Genomic DNA, 15,628 nt, shown 5'->3' with positions numbered 1-15,628 from the left:
CGTATATCGGCCGCTCCGGCGGCGGCGGGCAGAATGGCCCGCAAGACCATGAACTGATCGGATGCCGCGGGGCCGCGGCATCCCGAACCGTCATCGACAAGGGGAGTCCCCGTGACCGACAACCGTGAGACCGAACTGCTGGCGTCCGTTCCGGACGGCCTGTTCATCGGGGGCGAGTGGCGTTCCGCCGAGGGCGGCAAGACGCTCAAGGTGTACGACCCGGCGACGGGTGGGGTCATCCGCGAGATCGCGTCCGCGTCGGCGAACGACGCCAAAGCAGCGATGGATGCCGCGGCCGACGCCTTCCCCGCCTGGGCGGCGACGCCCGCGCGCGAGCGCGGCGAGATCCTGCGCCGCGCGTTCGACCTGCTGCAGGAGCGCAAGGAGGACTTCGCGCTGTTGATGACCCTCGAGATGGGCAAGCCCCTCGCCGAGGCGCGCGGCGAGGTCGCGTACGGCGGCGAGTTCGTGCGCTGGTTCAGCGAGGAGGCCCCGCGCATCCAGGGCCGCTACGGAGCCAACCCCGAGGGCACCGGCCGCATGGTCGTGTCGCAGCACCCGGTCGGACCCTGCTACCTGATCACGCCCTGGAACTTCCCGCTCGCGATGGCGACCCGCAAGATCGCGCCCGCGCTCGCCGCCGGATGCACCGTCATCGTCAAGCCGGCCGCGCTGACGCCGCTGACGACGCTGTTCTTCGCGAAGCTGCTCGAGGAGGCCGGCGTGCCCGCCGGCGTCGTCAACGTGCTCACGACGTCGTCGTCGGGCGCCGTGTCGGAACCGATCCTCACCGACCCGCGTCTGCGCAAGCTCTCGTTCACGGGCTCGACCCCGGTCGGCGTGAGCCTGCTGCAGCAGGCGGCTCCGGGTGTGCTTCGCACGTCGATGGAGCTCGGCGGCAACGCGCCGTTCGTGGTGTTCGACGACGCCGACCTCGACAAGGCGGTGGACGGCGCGATCGCGGCCAAGTTCCGCAACATCGGCCAGGCGTGCACCGCCGCCAACCGCTTCATCGTGCACCGCTCGGTCGCCGAAGAGTTCGCCCGCCGCGTCACCGAGCGCGTACAGGGTTTCAAGACCGGCCGCGGCACCGAGGAGGGCGTCACCATCGGCCCGCTCATCGACGACCGTGCCGTCGCGAAGGCGTCGCAGCTGGTCGAGGACGCGGTCTCGCGCGGCGCCCAGCTGCGCACCGGCGGCAAGGCGATCGACCGCCCCGGCACGTTCTTCGAGGCCACCGTCGTGTCGGACGTGCAGCCTGGCAGCGAGATCCTCCGCGAGGAGATCTTCGGGCCGGTCCTCGCCATCGTCCCCTTCGACACCGAGGACGACGCGGTGCGGATCGCCAACGACACCGAGTACGGCCTGGTCTCGTACGTCTTCACTGAGAGCCTCTCGCGCGGACAGCGCATGATCGAGAAGCTCGAGACGGGCATGATGGGCCTCAACGTGGGTGTCGTCTCCAACGCCGCCGCTCCGTTCGGCGGCTGGAAGATGTCGGGCCTGGGCCGCGAAGGCGGCGCCGAGGGCATCCACGAGTATCTCCAGACCAAGTACACCCTGACGCCGAACCCCTACGCCTGACCGTCCCTCGAGGTTCGCTGTCCACGGATGAGGGGTTCGAACGCCGCCGACCCATGCATCCGTGGACACCGGGCGGGGTGACGCCGAGCCCCGGCGCCCGACGTCCACTGTTCGTCCCACGATCGCGGACGGCCTGCGTCCGCGGTGCACGCCATGATGGGGGGCATGGATGCGGCATCCGTGCGTCATGAGCGGCTGCGGTCGCATCGGCTCAGCGCCCCGGCGGCGACCGTCCTCGAGGCCGCTACCCACATGCTCGCCACGCAGGCGCAGGAGTTCTGGGGTGGCCGGTGGGCGATCGCGGCGCGCACGCGCGGCCGCACGACCGTGCGCGACGTGGACGCGGCGTTCGACCGCGGCGAGATCGTGCGGTCGTGGACGCAGCGCGGCACGATCCACCTGATCCCCGCCCGCGACCTCGCGTGGGTGCTCTCGATCACGGGCGAGCGTCAGGCGCGCCAGGCTGCGGCTGTGCGACGCGCCGAGTCGATCGACGACGATGAGCTCGGCAAGGCGGAGCACCTCGCCCGAGCGGCGCTCCGCGGCGGCAACCGCCTCACCCGCAAAGAGCTCTTCGACGTGTTCGAGACCGGGGGAGTGGGCACCGCCCGCCAGCGCGGCTACCACCTGCTCGTCGCGCTGTCGCTGCGAGCGGCGGTCTGCCAGGGCCCGGTCGTGCCTCGTCCGGTCGGGCCGACGCGCGAGCAGTTCCTCGTGCTGACCGAGGAGTGGGTGACGGATGCCGCGTCCCCCGCCGATCCCCTGGCCGAGCTGTTCTTCCGCTACATCTCTTCGCACGGTCCCGCCGGCGCGCGCGACTTCGCGTGGTGGACGGGGCTGCCGCTCGGGGTCTCGCGGAGCGCGGCGGATGCCGCATCCGATCGTCTCGTCGTCGTCGACGACCAGCCCGAGCCGCAGTACGTCGCCGCCGGCCCGGCGCCGCGGCGCAGTCCGGCCGCCCCCGCCGTGGTCGCCCTGCCGCCGTTCGAGGAGTACTACCTCTCGTACGTCGACCGCACCGTGCCCTGCGCCCCAGAGTTCCTCACGGCCATCGGCCCCAGCATGAACGGCATCGTGCGTCCGATCATCGTCGCGCGGGGGGAGGCGATCGGCGTCTGGACCCACTCGATCGCCGTCGGCCGTCATGCCGACGCTCCCATCCCCGAGCTCTTCAGCCCCGGCATGGCCGGTGACGCCGAGGTCGGCGCGGCCCTCGACCGGTACCGCGACTTCATCACGGGCTGACCCGGGCTCGATTTGGCGGGCGTGGAGGGCTCACGTACACTGGGTGTCAACCGAAGACCGCCGGTCATCGACGTGCGCGCAAGCGAACGAAGATCGAAGCACTGCATCGCAGGGGCCCGCGCAGGTGACACGAACTTCTGAAGCTCCGTGCGCTTGCGCCGGAGCTTTTCTCTTTGCCGTGACGAGAGCAGATGAGCGGATGTCGAGGCCGACGTCCCGCCATCGCGGAGCGTCACGTACACACAAGGAGTGGCCATGGCGCAGAAGGAAGCATCGGTCGCCGAGCTCACGAAGAACTTCGAGGACTCGACCGCCGTTCTGCTGACCGAGTACCGCGGTCTGACGGTTGCCCAGCTCAAGGAGCTGCGCAACAGCATTCGTCAGGACGCGGAATACGCCGTGGTGAAGAACACGCTGACCAAGATCGCCGCGAACAACGCGGGGATCACGTCGATGGACGACGACCTCAAGGGTCCGTCAGCCATCGCGTTCGTGCACGGTGACCCGGTCTCCGTCGCGAAGGGTCTCCGTGCCTTCGCCAAGGCACACCCTCTTCTCGTGATCAAGGGCGGCTTCTTCGACGGAAAGCCCCTGACCGCGGATGAGGTCACCAAGCTCGCCGACCTCGAGAGCCGTGAAGTCCTGCTGGCGAAGCTCGCCGGCGCGATGAAGGCGACGATGACGAAGGCAGCCTACGTCTTCAACGCACTGCCGTCGAAGGCCGTTCGCACGGTCGACGCACTGCGCGAGAAGCAGGAGTCCGCGGCCTGAACCGGCCCCGGCTAAGCAAAACCCCAATCAAGGAGAATCATCATGGCAAAGCTCAGCACTGAGGAGCTGCTCGACGCGTTCAAGGAGCTCACGCTCATCGAGCTCAGCGAGTTCGTCAAGGCGTTCGAGGAGACCTTCGACGTCACCGCCGCCGCCCCGGTCGCGGTTGCCGCTGCGGGCGCCCCCGCCGGTGGTGCCGGCGACGCTGCCGCCGAGGAGGAGAAGGACTCGTTCGACGTCGTCCTCGAGGCCGCCGGCGACAAGAAGATCCAGGTCATCAAGGTCGTCCGCGAGCTCACCTCGCTCGGCCTCGGTGAGGCGAAGGCCGTCGTCGACGGTGCTCCCAAGGCTGTCCTCGAGGGCGCCAACAAGGAGACCGCCGACAAGGCGAAGGCCGCTCTCGAAGAGGCCGGCGCGACGGTTACCCTCAAGTAATCTCGCTCTTCCACGAAGGCCCCGGGTGCTCGCACCCGGGGCCTTCGTCATGCGCGGGCGCAGCGCGGGCGGGTGCAGCGCGGGTCGACACAGCGGGGGCGGTCAGGTGCGGACGCCGACGATGGCCGAGGCCTCATCGTCGATGGCCGCGGTCGAGCTGCGTACGATGAGGGGCGAGGACTCGTAGATGCGGTGCGTCGGCGCCTCGGGGTCGTCGAGCTGCCACATGAGCAGCTGAACCGCCGCGCGACCCTGCTGGTGCGGCTTCTGCTGGATCGTCGTGAGGGAGAACATGTCGGCGTAGGAGTGGTCGTCGATCCCCACCACGCTCAGCGTGTCGGGGACGCGGATGCCGAGCCGCCGCGCGGCGATGATCGCGCCGACCGCCACCTCATCGCACACCCCGACCAGTCCGGTCGGGCGGGTGCGGCGGTCGCCCAGCAGGTCGGCCGCCGCACTGTAGCCGCCGGGCATCGTCGCCTCGGAGTGGGAGTGGCGAGCGGATGCCTCGAGCCCCGCGGCACGCATCGCTCCGAGGTATCCGTCGAGTCGCTGCCGGTCGCCGAAGCTCGTGCGCCGGCCGTCGGGATCACCGCCGATGAACGTGATCGAACGGTGCCCGAGGCCGATCAGGTGCTCGGTCGCGATGCGGCCGGCGGCGCGGTCATCGATCGACACGGCGTTCGTGCCCACGTCGTAGCCGCCGACGCTCACGACCGGCTTGCCGAAGGCCACGAGGCGCTCGAGCTCGTGGGCGCTCGGCTCGATGCCCACCGCGATGAGGCCGTCGAACCGCTTGCGCGCGAGGAAGTGCTCGAACATCTCCCGCCGGGCCTCCGACTCGGGCGGTGCGCCGTAGAGGGCGAGGTCGTACCGGCGCTCGAGGAGCGCATCCTGGATCCCTTCCAGCACATGCGCGAAGAACCACCGGTCGAGGGTGGGCATGACGACGCCGATCGTCTGCGTGCGCCCCGTGACCAGGCTCACGGCGCTGGTCGTCGGCACGTAGCCGAGCGCCGTCGCCGCTGCCCGCACCCGAGCTCGGGTCTCGTCCGAGACATACCCGGCACCGGTCAGCGCGCGGCTCGCGGTCGACTTCGACACGCCTGCGGCGCGAGCGACGTCGGCGATCCCCGCCATCGGCCCTCCTCGGCAGCTCAGCGGCTCCACCTGCATCGGCGAGGTTTGTGGAACCGGTTCCGTGCACATTGTGCCGTGCGCATGCGCAATCCGCCACCGTCGATCCCGGGTTTATCGAGTTGTGACCAAGGATGATTGTGCGGCCCATCCCGCATCCCCTAGCGTGAGCATGGAATCGGTTCCCGACGTTCGTGCGGAATGCGTACAGCGTTCCGCAGAACTCAATGAGGAGGCACACATGACTGCAATGCGAACGCCGAGGCGGCGCCATCTGCTGGCCGCACTCGGAGTCACAGCCGTCGCGACCCTCGCCCTCGCCGGATGCGCCGAAGGTGGCGGCGACGAGGGTGACGACGGCAACATCGAAGGCGAGACGGTCACGATCGCCGGCGGCATCACCGGTATCGAAGCCGAGAACATGCAGAAGTCCTTCGACCAGTTCACCGAGGAGACCGGCGTCATCGTCGAGTACTCGGGCGACAAGGCGTTCGAGGGCAACATCGTGACGAAGGTGCAGGGCGGCGACGCGCCCGACATCGCGATCGTCCCCCAGCCGGGTCTGCTGCGCACGCTCGTCGGCACCGGGGAGGTCAAGGAGGCGCCGGAGGCGGTCGAGGCGAACGTCGACGAGAACTGGTCGCCCGACTGGAAGGCCTATGGCACCGTCGACGACGTGTTCTACGCCGCGCCGATGCTCGCGAACATCAAGGGCTACGTGTGGTACTCGCCCGCGAAGTTCGAGGAGTGGGGCGTCGAGGTTCCGACGACATGGGACGAGCTGATCGAGATCTCGGGCACGATCGCCGAGGCGACGGGCGGACCGTCGTGGTGCGCCGGCTTCTTCTCGGAGGCCGCGTCCGGGTGGCCCGGCACCGACTGGATCGAGGACCTCGTCCTGCGTCAGTCGGGACCCGAGGTCTACGACCAGTGGGTCGCGAATGAGGTCGAGTTCACCGACCCGCAGATCCGGGAGGCGTTCGACGCCGTCGGCGAGATCCTCCTCAACCCCGAGTGGGTGAACGCCGGATTCGGCAACGTGGCGAGCATCAACGACGTCGCCTTCGCGGACGTCGCGGCGAAGGTCGCCGACGGCTCGTGCCCGATGACGCACCAGGCCTCGTTCCTGTCGGCGAACTTCCTCGACGTGCAGACGGCCGAAGGTGCGACGCCGGACGTGGCTCCCGATGGCGACGTCTACGCGTTCGTCCTCCCGGGCTACGACGAGGGTGCCGCCACGATCGAGGTCGGCGGCGAGTTCGTCACGGCGTTCTCCGACGACGCGGCCACGCAGGCCGTGCTCGAGTACATGTCGACACCGGAGTGGGCCGACACCCGCGTCGAGCTGGGTGGCAACATCTCGGCCAACCTGAACGCCGACCCGAGCCTCGCGTCGAGCGAGTTCCTCACCGAGGCGATGACCCTGCTGCAGGACCCGAACACGACGGTGCGCTTCGACGCCTCCGACCTCATGCCGGCGACCGTCGGCGCGGGATCGTTCTGGCGCGGCATGGTCGACTGGGTCGACGGCAAGGACACCGAGACGGTGCTGAGCGACATCCAGGCCGGCTACGACGACTGATCGCCTGCTTCGAGGGCCGTGGGGCCGCTCGCGGGTGCGAGCGGTCCCATGGTCCCTCCGGCCAGGACGAGCGGTGTCCCGGCCACGGTTCCATCCCAGTTCGATGAAGCGCTCGGAAGGCATCCATGACCGATACAACGAAGGTGTCGGAGGCGACTGAACCGCCCCTGACCGGCACCGCCCACTCTGATGCGAAGGAGGCCGGCATCGCCCGCCGACGCCGCCTCACCGTCATCGTCGTCACGATCGGGTTCATCCTCATCGCGGCGCTGATCCTCCTCATGGTCACGCGACCGCCGGTGGAGGACGCCCGGCCCACGTCGCTGGGCTTCTCGTTCAACAGCTTCATGCGCTGGCTGGGCGACCTCAACCCGTTGCTGCAGATCCCCATCGTCCTGGTGGCCTTCTTCGCGGTGGTCGGGATCATCCTGCTGCTGATCGAGTACGCGCCCCGTCCGGGGAAGTTCTACTTCTGGCTGCGCCTCGTGACCTGCTTCGCGATTCCCGTGGTGGCCTTCATGCTGCTGCGGCCGTACCAGAACGCGGTGATCTACGTCATCGGGATCGCGGTGCTCCTCGGTGCACTGCTGTTCTGGGCGGACTACCGGGCACGGGAGGGCGCCGGTCACCTCTACCAGCTGATCCTGTTCGCGACCCCGGCACTCACGCTGCTGGTCGTCGGCCTCCTCTATCCGGCGGTGGCGACCTTCGTCCAGTCGTTCTTCGACAAGACCGGCGCGGAGTTCGTCGGCATGGAGAACTACATCTGGGTGTTCACCAACCCCCAGGGCTTCTGGTCGGTGATCAACTCGATCATCTGGGTGATCGTCGCGCCGACCTTCGCCACGATCATCGGGCTCGCCTACGCCGTGTTCATCGACCGCGCGCGTGGAGAGAAGGTGCTGAAGGTGCTGATCTTCATGCCCTTCGCGATCTCGTTCGTGGGCGCGGGCATCATCTGGGGCTTCATGTACGACTACCAGCAGGGCAACCAGCTCGGCCTGCTCAATGCGATCGTGACGGCGTTCGGGTTCGAGCCCGTCGCATGGCTGTCGATCACGCCGCTGGTGAACACGCTCCTGCTGCTCGTGGTCTTCATCTGGAGTCAGACCGGTCTGGCGATGGTGATCCTGTCGGCAGCGGTGAAGGCGGTGCCGACCGAGCAGATCGAGGCTGCCGCACTCGACGGCGCGAGCGCGTGGCAGCGCTTCCGCAACGTCACGGTCCCCGGCATCCGCTCGTCGATCGTCGTCGTCGTGACGACCATCGCGATCGGCGCGCTGAAGATCTACGACATCGTCGCTGTCATGACCGGCGGACGCAACGACTCCACAGTCCTCGCGTTCGAGATGGTCAATCAGCAGCAGCGGTTCCAGAGCTACGGCCATTCCGCAGCTCTCGCCGTCGTGCTGTTCATCTTCGTGGTCCCGTTGATCGTGTTCAACGTGATCCAGATCCGGAAGCAGAGGGAGATCCGATGACTGTCGGAGTGGAGGTCATCGAGCCGAACCCCGACGCGCGGACGGCTCGCGAAGTGGCGCGCGAGACGCGCAAACACGAGAAGCTCGCGCAGAAGCGACTGTCGTCGAAGGGTGCGACGATCGCCGCGATCGTGATCGCGTTCTTCTGGACGATCCCGACCCTCGGACTGCTGGTCACGTCGTTCCGGCCGCCTGCCGATGTGCAGTCGACCGGCTGGTGGACGGTGTTCGTCGACCCCGAGTTCACGCTGTCGAACTACGAGGCGGCGCTGACCGCAGGCGGCACCACGCTCACCCTCGCGCAGTCCTTCGTCAACTCGCTGGCGATCACGATCCCGGTGGCGTTCTTCGCGATGACCGTGTCGTCGATGCTCGCCTACGCGTTCGCGTGGATCGACTTCAAGGGCAAGGGCTTCCTGTTCGTTGCGGTGTTCGCGTTGCAGATCGTCCCGCTGCAGATGGCCCTGGTGCCGTTGCTCAGCCTGTTCTCGCGCGGTCTCACCATCAACGATGTGACGATCTTCCCGGGCCTCGACATGAGCGACGTCGATCGCAGCTTCGCCACGATCTGGATCGCGCACGTGATCTTCGCGATCCCGCTCGCCGTGTTCCTGCTGCACAACTTCATCGCGGAGATCCCGCACGAGGTGATCGAGGCGGCTCGGGTCGACGGTGCCGGGCACGGGCAGATCTTCTTCCGCATCATCCTCCCGCTGGCCACGCCCGCGCTGGCGTCGTACGCGGTGCTGCAGTTCATCTGGGTGTGGAACGACCTGCTCGTGGCGACGATCTTCGCGCCGTCCTCGTCGCTGCCCATGACGCAGTCGCTCGCGTCGCTGTCGGGCACGTGGGGCAACCAGTGGTTCCTGCAGGCAGCAGGAACCTTCCTGACGATCCTGTTCCCGCTCGTCGTGTTCTTCGCGCTGCAGCGGTTCTTCGTGAGGGGCCTGCTGGCGGGAGCGACGAAGGGCTGAGATGGCCGAAGCGGCGTCCGTACCGGGGGGCACGGACGCCGCTTCGTCGTGAGATGGGGCGTCAGCCGCAGCCGAGCCGCGCCTGCATCGACTGCATCGCGTCGATCTCGGCGGTCTGGCCGTCCTTCATGGCCTGCGCGACCTGCAGGGCACGCGGGTCGGTGCCGAGCTCGAGAAGGGCCTCGGTCATGGGGATCGCGCCCTCGTGGTGCCGGATCATCAGGTCGAGGAACAGGCAGTCGGCCTCCTGGCCGGTGGCGTCCTGGAGGGCGGTCAGCTCATCGGCCGACGCCATGCCCATCGCGGCGTGCGCCTCGTCGTCGGTCATCGGCTCGTCAGCGGTGCCGCCGTGGCCGTGGCCGGCCTCGGAGCCGCTCATCCAGCTCATCATCGGCTCGCCCGACTGGGGGAGCCCCCACTTCACGAGCCAGTCGAACATCTCGCCGCGCTGCGCGGCCTGCCCGGTGGCGATGTCGTAGGCGAGGACTCGCAGCTCGGCGTCCTCTGTCTTGCGGTAGATCTCCATGGCCATCTCGATGGCCTGACCGTGATGAACCTGCATGTCGCGAGCGAAGCCCGCGTCAGCCGAGGTCTGCCCAGGAGCGGTGCTCGGGCTCTGCGCCCCGAACGTCGAGAAGCGGCCGATCGCGAACGCGAGGGCGGCGACGGCGAGCAGAACGAGCGCGATCGCCCACCAGGGCCGCGCGGGTGCGGGGCCGGGGGCTGATTCGTCGCTCATCGTCGGACTCAGCGCTGGCCGGGTGCGTCGAGCGCGCCGGAGCACGAGGCGCCCGGCTCGGGCACGTCGGCGCTGCGCCAGTACTCCTCGAAGAACTGCTCGATGCGCTCGTCATCGGCCGAGTCGACCTTGAGCTGGTGGTTCCAGTTGGTCACGGCGATCGGCGCGTCGAGGCCTTCGTACGGCGAGAGGATGACGTACGTCGACGGCAGGTGCGATTCCAGCGTCGTCAGGTCGTCGCCCGCGATGTCGTCGGGGTTGTAGGTCACCCAGACCGCGCCGTGCTCCAGAGAGTGGACCGCGTTCTCGTTGGGAACGGGCTGGTCGTAGAGGCCGCAGTTCAGCCAGACGGCGTTGTGCGGGCCACCGGCCGGCGGGGTCTGCTCGTAGTCGACCGTGCCCTCGACATGCTGCGTGGCGTTCTCGAAGGTCTCGACGCCCTCGATCTCGACGCCTTCGCCGCCCGGGGTGTACGCCTTCGGCGGAGCCGGGGCGAAGACGATGGACGCCACGATCAGGCCGATGATGACCACGGCGGCGGTGATGCCGACGACCCACCAGACGAGCTTGCTGCGGCGGCGCTTGGCGAGCTGCCTCTGGTACTCGGCCAGCTTCTCCTGGCGCTTCTGCTCGCGCTGCTGCTTGACGGTGAGGTTGATCTCTGCCTGCTTGGCGGGGTTGCCGCTGGTGCGCTTGTCGGAGGGGCTCGGGGGTGTCGCGGTCATGTGCGTGATCTCGGCTCGGGCACCCGGCGTGGCGCGCGAAAGCGCCGCGGGCAAGGGACAGGACACCGCAATCCTATGCGAGCGCATGGGCCGACTCCTGGGAAGGCGCCCACAGGCCGCCGAGATCACGCCGAGGGAGCCGGATGCCTGTTGCGGGGCGGGGCGAGGCATCCGCTATCATGGAGTTTCGAATCGATTCGATGTCTTCGCGATTCCCTCCTCCTCTCTGCGCGCCTGAGCCGTTCCATCGGCGTCGACGCCTCCCGCATCGCCGCCGAAACGAAGTGTGACCGTGCTCGACACCGCCTCCATCCCCCCCCAGCAGTCCGCCGACGCCGCTCCGCGCGTGCCCGCCGTCTCGCCCACGGGCGCCATCCGCACGCTCGGCGCCAACCCGGCGACTGCGCCGATCGTCCTGCACCCCGGCGATTCGATCCCGCACCGCAAGCGCGTCCTCTACATCGTGCTGCTCGGTGCTCTGACCGCCCTCGGACCGTTCACGATCGACCTCTATCTGCCGGCCTTCCCGGTGCTCGAGTCCGAGTTCCAGACGACGGCCGCGGCGATCCAGCTCACGCTCACCGGCACGATGGTCGGGTTCGCGCTCGGCCAGCTGATCGTTGGTCCGCTCAGCGACAAGGTCGGCCGACGTGTGCCGCTCCTCGTCGTCACGGCGCTGCACGTCGCGGCGAGCATCGGCGCGGCCCTGGCGCCGAACCTCGAGCTTCTCTCGGTGGCGCGCGTCTTCATGGGCGCGGGCGCTGCGGCGGGTGGCGTCATCGCCGCGGCCGTGGTGCGCGACCTCTTCGGCGGTCGCCGGCTCGTCGTCATGCTGTCGCGCCTGGCGCTCGTCTCCGGCGTGGCCCCCGTGCTCGCGCCGCTCGTCGGGTCGGCGCTGCTCCTGGTCATGCCGTGGCGCGGGATCTTCGTGGTGCTCGGCGTCTACGGCAGCATCATGCTGATCGCCGCCGCGGTCTTCATCCCGGAGACGCTTCCGCCCGCCCGCCGCCACGAGAAGGGGACGACGACCGTCTGGCAGCGCTACCGCAGCGTCTTCTCGGACCGGGTGTTCATCGGCGTGCTGATCATCGGCGGCATGACGTTCAGCGGCCTGTTCTCGTACCTGTCGGCCTCGTCGTTCCTCTTCCAGCAGACATATGCGTTCGACGCCCAGCAGTACGGCCTGCTGTTCGCCGCGAACTCGCTCGGCGTCGTGCTCGGCGTGCAGGTCGCGGCGCGCCTCGCGGCTCGCTTCGGCCCTCAGTGGGTGATGGCGTGGTCGACCGCCGTGCTCGTGGTCGCGGCATCCGCCATCATCGTCACCGACCAGCTCGGACTCGGCCTCTGGGGCACCGTCGTGCCGCTCTTCTTCTTCATGACCGCGTGCGGGTTCACGTTCCCGTGCGTGCAGGTGCTCGCCCTCGACCGCCACGGCAAGGCGGCCGGCACCGCGCAGTCGATCATCGGCGCGACGAACTTCGGCGTTGCGGGCATCATCACCCCCATCGTCGGGTGGATCTCGGCCGGCTCGGGCATCACCGCCACCACGATGGCCTCGGTCATGGTCGGCTGCGCTGCCATCGGCGTGCTGTCGCTGTGGCTGATCGTGCGCCCGCGCACCGTGGAGCGGCTCGCTCCCTGATTCAGTCGAGGCCGTCGGCTCGTACCGGCTGCAGGCGGAACAGGCGAACGGTGCGGCCGGACTCGCGCTCGTAGTTGCGGTAGCCCGGCCATTGCGCCTCGATGCGCGCCCACACGGCGTCGCGCTCGTCGTCGGACACGAGGCTCGCCCGCACCGGCATGCGCCGGCCGCGGACCGTGATCGCCGCGTCGGGATGCGCGAGCAGATTGGACGTCCATGCGGGATGCCGCTCTCCGGCGAAGTTCGTTCCGGCGACGATCGCCCGTCCCTGGCCGTCGGGGCAGTACATCAGCGGAGCATCGCGCGGCTCGCCCGACTTCGCACCGATCGTGTGGAGAATCAGCGACGGAACCAGGAGCGCGCTCACCTGCACGCGCCCGCCCGAGATCCATGAGGCGACGCGCTCGATCGGCGGGAGCAGCACCGGGCCGAGGACTCTCCGGAACACGCGCGTACGCGTGAGGGGCGCGATGATCGCGCGGACGGTGTCGACGACGCGGGTCATGCCGCCATCATCCACCGTCCGGGTCTAGCAGGGGCGGCGCCCGGCCGCAATGCGATGCGGGCCGCGGATTCCGCCGGGCACAATGGGGCGATGACCGACCGGCGAACCGAAGGCGTACGCCCGGCGATGGCCTACCTCGTCGCAGGGCTCGTCCTCATCACGCTCGCGTGCGGGCTCGGGTGGTGGATCGTCACGCACGGGGAGCCGCCCTTCGCCGTCGATGTGTGGTGGAACACCACGACGGCGGAACTCTCGTCCGCGTTCCTCACGGGATTCTCGCGAGTCATGAACTGGGTGGGCGGCGGATGGTTCGGGGTGCTCGTCGTCCCCATCGGTGGGGCGATCGGGCTGATCCTGTTGCGTCGGCCGTGGGCCGCGGCCTACTTCCTCGCGGCGGAGGCGGTGTCGGCCGGGGGCGTCCAAGTGCTCAAGCACCTCTTCGGACGCGTGCGCCCCGAGGACATCATCGTCGTGTCGGACTACGGCTCATACCCGTCGGGGCATGTGGCGAACGCCGCGACCATCGCCGTCGCAGCGGCGGTGATCTTCCCCCGGGTGTGGGTGATGATCGTCGGCGCATGCTGGGTGCTGCTGATGGCCTTCAGCCGCACGTACCTGCACGCGCACTGGCTCAGCGACACCGTCGGCGGCGCGCTGATCGGTGCCGGAGCCGCGCTCCTCGTCGCCGCGGCCTTCGCCGTCCCGATGGCCCGCGAGCACATCGCCGCCGGCCGGAGAGAGGGCGTCGCTAGGCTGAGCGCATGATGCCCACGCCCCCTCCCGCTGCCGACGGCGCGCCGCCCGGAGCCTCCGGGCGCGTGGGCCCAGCGACAGAGACGCCCGATCCTGCCGTGGCCGCCGCCGAAGCGGAGCTCGCACGATTGAAGGCGGAGGCCGAAGCAGCCGAAGCGCAGCTCAAGGCGGCGCAGGCCAAAGCGGCGCTGGCAGCCGCCGAAGCGGAGGCGGCCAAGGCCCGAGCCGCCTCCGGTGGCGCGCGCGCCGCGGCGGAGCCGGTGCCCGCGACCGACGCCGCGGTGCTCGCCCCAGCGCCCGTCGAGGCGGAGTCACCCACCCCCGAAGCACCCGCCCGGGAGGACGCTGCGCCTGGGCCTTCGCCCGACGGTCCGCTGTCGGCCGACGACGTGTCCAAGATCATCGCCGGCTACACGTTCGAGTCCGAGACGCTCGACGTCGGCGCGCTCGTGAACGGCGACGCCGTGCCCGAGGCGCAGGTGCGCATTCCGCTGGGCATGATGAACCGCCACGGGCTCGTCGCCGGCGCGACCGGCACGGGCAAGACCCGCACTCTGCAGGGCCTGGCCGAGCAGCTCGCCGCAAAGGGAGTGCCGGTTTTCGCCGCCGACATCAAGGGCGACCTGTCGGGTGTCGCGACGCCGGGCGACGGCAACGAGAAGCTGCTGGCGCGCACGCGTGCCATCGGCCAGGACTGGAAGGCCGAGGCATCCGTCACCGAGTACTTCGCCCTGGGCGGGATCGGCAAGGGCGTCCCCGTGCGCGCCACGGTGTCGGGCTTCGGGCCGCTGCTGCTGAGCAAGGTGCTGGGCCTCAACGAGACGCAGGAGTCGAGCCTCGGGCTGGTGTTCCACTACGCCGACCAGCAGGGCCTCGCACTCGTCGACCTGTCCGACCTCCGGGCGGTGCTCACCTATCTCACGGGCGACGAGGGCAAGGCGGAGCTCAAGAACCTCGGCGGCCTCTCCGCCGCGACCGCGGGTGTGATCCTGCGTGAGCTGATCACCTTCGCCGACCAGGGCGCCGACGTCTTCTTCGGCGAGCCCGAGTTCGAGGTGACCGACTTCCTGCGAGTCGCCGCCGACGGGCGCGGCATCATCAGCCTGCTCGAGGTGCCCGGGGTGATCGACAAGCCCGCGCTGTTCTCGACGTTCCTCATGTACCTGCTCGCCGAGCTGTTCGAGCTGCTGCCCGAGGTCGGCGATCTCGACAAGCCCAAGCTCGTGTTCTTCTTCGACGAGGCGCACCTGCTGTTCAGGGACGCCTCCAAGGACTTCCTCGCCGCGATCGTGCAGACCGTGCGGCTCATCCGCTCGAAGGGCGTCGGCGTCTTCTTCGTGACCCAGACGCCGAAGGACGTGCCGTCCGACGTGCTCGCGCAGCTCGGGTCGCGCGTGCAGCACGCCCTCCGCGCGTTCACCCCCGACGACGCCAAGGCGCTGCGCGCGACCGTCGGCACGTACCCGAAGTCGGGGTACGACCTCGAGCGCGTGCTGCAGGAGCTCGGCACCGGCGAGGCGATCGTCACGGTCATGAGCGAGAAGGGCGCGCCCACCCCCGTGGCGTGGACCCGGCTGCGCGCTCCGCAGGGCCTCATGTCGCCGACGCCCGACCCGCAGATCGAGGCCGCGGTGAAGGCATCCCCGCTCCTGGCGAAGTACGGCACCGCGATCGACCGCGAGTCGGCCCGCGAGATCCTCACCGCGAAGATGAAGGCCGCCGACGACGCCGCCGCGGCGGAGGAGGCCGCGCTGGCGAAGGCCAAGGCCGACGCGGAGTACGCCAAGCAGAAGGCGGCGATCGACAAGGCGCAGGCGGCGGCCGACAAGAAGGCGCAGCAGGAGTACGAGCGGCTGCTCAAGAAGACGCAGGGGACGAGCCGTACGAAGCGCAGCACCGAGAAATCGGCGATCGAGCAGGTGCTGGGTTCCAAGGCGACCCAGACCATCCTCGGGGGAGTCATTCGAGGGATGTTCGGCACCGGGCGCCGCTGACCCGGGTCTGACCCCGTCCCCGCCCGGGAGGCCAGGGCCGGGCTGTGAGAGCTAGCCTGGA

General features: G+C 69.4%; 14 protein-coding genes. 10 read left to right on the top strand and 4 right to left on the bottom strand.

Features of this window, described 5'->3' with window-relative positions:
• Nucleotides 1–111 precede the first annotated feature (111 nt).
• The 4 genes from ACFC1W_RS02595 (at nt 112) to rplL (ending at nt 4,035) form a co-directional block, all read left to right on the top strand.
• The gene (locus ACFC1W_RS02595; RefSeq protein ID WP_375988294.1) at nt 112–1,584 is read left to right on the top strand and encodes an NAD-dependent succinate-semialdehyde dehydrogenase; all 1,473 of its coding nucleotides are present in this window, start codon (nt 112–114) and stop codon (nt 1,582–1,584) included.
• Nucleotides 1,585–1,749: 165 nt separating this feature from the next.
• On the top strand, nt 1,750–2,829 hold the full coding sequence (locus ACFC1W_RS02590; protein ID WP_375988291.1) for a winged helix DNA-binding domain-containing protein: 1,080 nt from the start codon (nt 1,750–1,752) through the stop codon (nt 2,827–2,829).
• A gap of 255 nt (nt 2,830–3,084) precedes the next feature.
• Nucleotides 3,085–3,600 (top strand): 50S ribosomal protein L10, encoded by a 516-nt coding sequence (gene rplJ, locus ACFC1W_RS02585; protein ID WP_375988288.1) that lies wholly within the window; start codon nt 3,085–3,087, stop codon nt 3,598–3,600.
• Between the two features lie 42 nt (nt 3,601–3,642).
• Nucleotides 3,643–4,035, top strand: coding sequence for a 50S ribosomal protein L7/L12 (rplL, locus tag ACFC1W_RS02580; protein ID WP_183533632.1), 393 nt, complete (start codon nt 3,643–3,645; stop codon nt 4,033–4,035).
• A gap of 102 nt (nt 4,036–4,137) precedes the next feature.
• On the opposite strand, the gene ACFC1W_RS02575 is transcribed toward rplL, so the two are convergent.
• Nucleotides 4,138–5,175: a LacI family DNA-binding transcriptional regulator gene (locus ACFC1W_RS02575; RefSeq protein WP_375988284.1), complete on the bottom strand. Its 1,038-nt coding sequence runs from the start codon at nt 5,173–5,175 to the stop codon at nt 4,138–4,140.
• A 247-nt stretch (nt 5,176–5,422) separates the two neighbouring features.
• Between ACFC1W_RS02575 and ACFC1W_RS02570 the strand changes: the two genes are divergently transcribed.
• From ACFC1W_RS02570 to ACFC1W_RS02560, 3 genes are all read left to right on the top strand, one after another.
• Nucleotides 5,423–6,754 carry an ABC transporter substrate-binding protein gene (locus ACFC1W_RS02570; RefSeq protein WP_241111333.1) on the top strand — a complete coding sequence of 444 codons (1,332 nt, stop codon included), beginning with the start codon at nt 5,423–5,425 and terminating at the stop codon, nt 6,752–6,754.
• 125 nt (nt 6,755–6,879) lie between these two features.
• Nucleotides 6,880–8,235, top strand: coding sequence for a carbohydrate ABC transporter permease (locus tag ACFC1W_RS02565; RefSeq protein WP_375988281.1), 1,356 nt, complete (start codon nt 6,880–6,882; stop codon nt 8,233–8,235).
• A complete protein-coding gene (locus tag ACFC1W_RS02560; RefSeq protein ID WP_375988278.1) occupies nt 8,232–9,209 on the top strand; it encodes a carbohydrate ABC transporter permease in 978 nt (325 codons plus the stop codon). Before ACFC1W_RS02565 ends, ACFC1W_RS02560 begins: the two co-directional genes overlap by 4 nt.
• Nucleotides 9,210–9,270: 61 nt before the next feature.
• Here ACFC1W_RS02560 and ACFC1W_RS02555 read toward each other — a convergent pair whose 3' ends face one another.
• Nucleotides 9,271–9,948, bottom strand: a complete 678-nt coding sequence (locus tag ACFC1W_RS02555; RefSeq protein ID WP_375988275.1) for a DUF305 domain-containing protein — start codon at nt 9,946–9,948, stop codon at nt 9,271–9,273.
• 8 nt (nt 9,949–9,956) lie between these two features.
• Nucleotides 9,957–10,673, bottom strand: coding sequence for a DUF3105 domain-containing protein (locus ACFC1W_RS02550; protein ID WP_375988272.1), 717 nt, complete (start codon nt 10,671–10,673; stop codon nt 9,957–9,959).
• A gap of 292 nt (nt 10,674–10,965) precedes the next feature.
• Between ACFC1W_RS02550 and ACFC1W_RS02545 the strand changes: the two genes are divergently transcribed.
• Complete coding sequence (locus ACFC1W_RS02545) at nt 10,966–12,315, top strand: multidrug effflux MFS transporter (RefSeq protein WP_375991384.1); 1,350 nt, start codon at nt 10,966–10,968, stop codon at nt 12,313–12,315.
• Nucleotide 12,316: 1 nt separating this feature from the next.
• On the opposite strand, the gene ACFC1W_RS02540 is transcribed toward ACFC1W_RS02545, so the two are convergent.
• Nucleotides 12,317–12,820: a nitroreductase family deazaflavin-dependent oxidoreductase gene (locus tag ACFC1W_RS02540; protein ID WP_375988269.1), complete on the bottom strand. Its 504-nt coding sequence runs from the start codon at nt 12,818–12,820 to the stop codon at nt 12,317–12,319.
• A gap of 90 nt (nt 12,821–12,910) precedes the next feature.
• On the opposite strand from ACFC1W_RS02540, the gene ACFC1W_RS02535 reads away from it, so the two are divergent.
• Together ACFC1W_RS02535 and ACFC1W_RS02530 are read left to right on the top strand one after the other, a co-directional pair.
• Nucleotides 12,911–13,585, top strand: coding sequence for a phosphatase PAP2 family protein (locus ACFC1W_RS02535; RefSeq protein WP_375988266.1), 675 nt, complete (start codon nt 12,911–12,913; stop codon nt 13,583–13,585).
• Complete coding sequence (locus ACFC1W_RS02530; protein WP_375991381.1) at nt 13,585–15,567, top strand: helicase HerA-like domain-containing protein; 1,983 nt, start codon at nt 13,585–13,587, stop codon at nt 15,565–15,567. The genes ACFC1W_RS02535 and ACFC1W_RS02530 overlap by 1 nt, the downstream gene beginning before the upstream one ends.
• The last annotated feature ends 61 nt before the right edge of the window (nt 15,568–15,628 follow it).

Origin of the sequence: Microbacterium sp. NPDC056003, from assembly GCF_042274785.1 — a bacterium.
GTDB lineage: Bacteria > Actinomycetota > Actinomycetes > Actinomycetales > Microbacteriaceae > Microbacterium.
This window is presented reverse-complemented; position numbering and strand designations above follow the sequence as displayed.

What these genes read in the sequence shown, in the direction of transcription:
- ACFC1W_RS02590 (WP_375988291.1), top strand. Translation starts at nt 1,750, where the DNA reads ATGGATGCGGCATCCGTGCGTCATGAGCGGCTGCGGTCGCATCGGCTC.
- rplJ (WP_375988288.1), top strand. Translation starts at nt 3,085, where the DNA reads ATGGCGCAGAAGGAAGCATCGGTCGCCGAGCTCACGAAGAACTTCGAG.
- rplL (WP_183533632.1), top strand. Translation starts at nt 3,643, where the DNA reads ATGGCAAAGCTCAGCACTGAGGAGCTGCTCGACGCGTTCAAGGAGCTC.
- ACFC1W_RS02575 (WP_375988284.1), bottom strand. Translation starts at nt 5,175, where the DNA reads ATGGCGGGGATCGCCGACGTCGCTCGCGCCGCAGGCGTGTCGAAGTCG.
- ACFC1W_RS02570 (WP_241111333.1), top strand. Translation starts at nt 5,423, where the DNA reads ATGCGAACGCCGAGGCGGCGCCATCTGCTGGCCGCACTCGGAGTCACA.
- ACFC1W_RS02565 (WP_375988281.1), top strand. Translation starts at nt 6,880, where the DNA reads ATGACCGATACAACGAAGGTGTCGGAGGCGACTGAACCGCCCCTGACC.
- ACFC1W_RS02560 (WP_375988278.1), top strand. Translation starts at nt 8,232, where the DNA reads ATGACTGTCGGAGTGGAGGTCATCGAGCCGAACCCCGACGCGCGGACG.
- ACFC1W_RS02555 (WP_375988275.1), bottom strand. Translation starts at nt 9,948, where the DNA reads ATGAGCGACGAATCAGCCCCCGGCCCCGCACCCGCGCGGCCCTGGTGG.
- ACFC1W_RS02550 (WP_375988272.1), bottom strand. Translation starts at nt 10,673, where the DNA reads ATGACCGCGACACCCCCGAGCCCCTCCGACAAGCGCACCAGCGGCAAC.
- ACFC1W_RS02540 (WP_375988269.1), bottom strand. Translation starts at nt 12,820, where the DNA reads ATGACCCGCGTCGTCGACACCGTCCGCGCGATCATCGCGCCCCTCACG.
- ACFC1W_RS02535 (WP_375988266.1), top strand. Translation starts at nt 12,911, where the DNA reads ATGACCGACCGGCGAACCGAAGGCGTACGCCCGGCGATGGCCTACCTC.
- ACFC1W_RS02530 (WP_375991381.1), top strand. Translation starts at nt 13,585, where the DNA reads ATGCCCACGCCCCCTCCCGCTGCCGACGGCGCGCCGCCCGGAGCCTCC.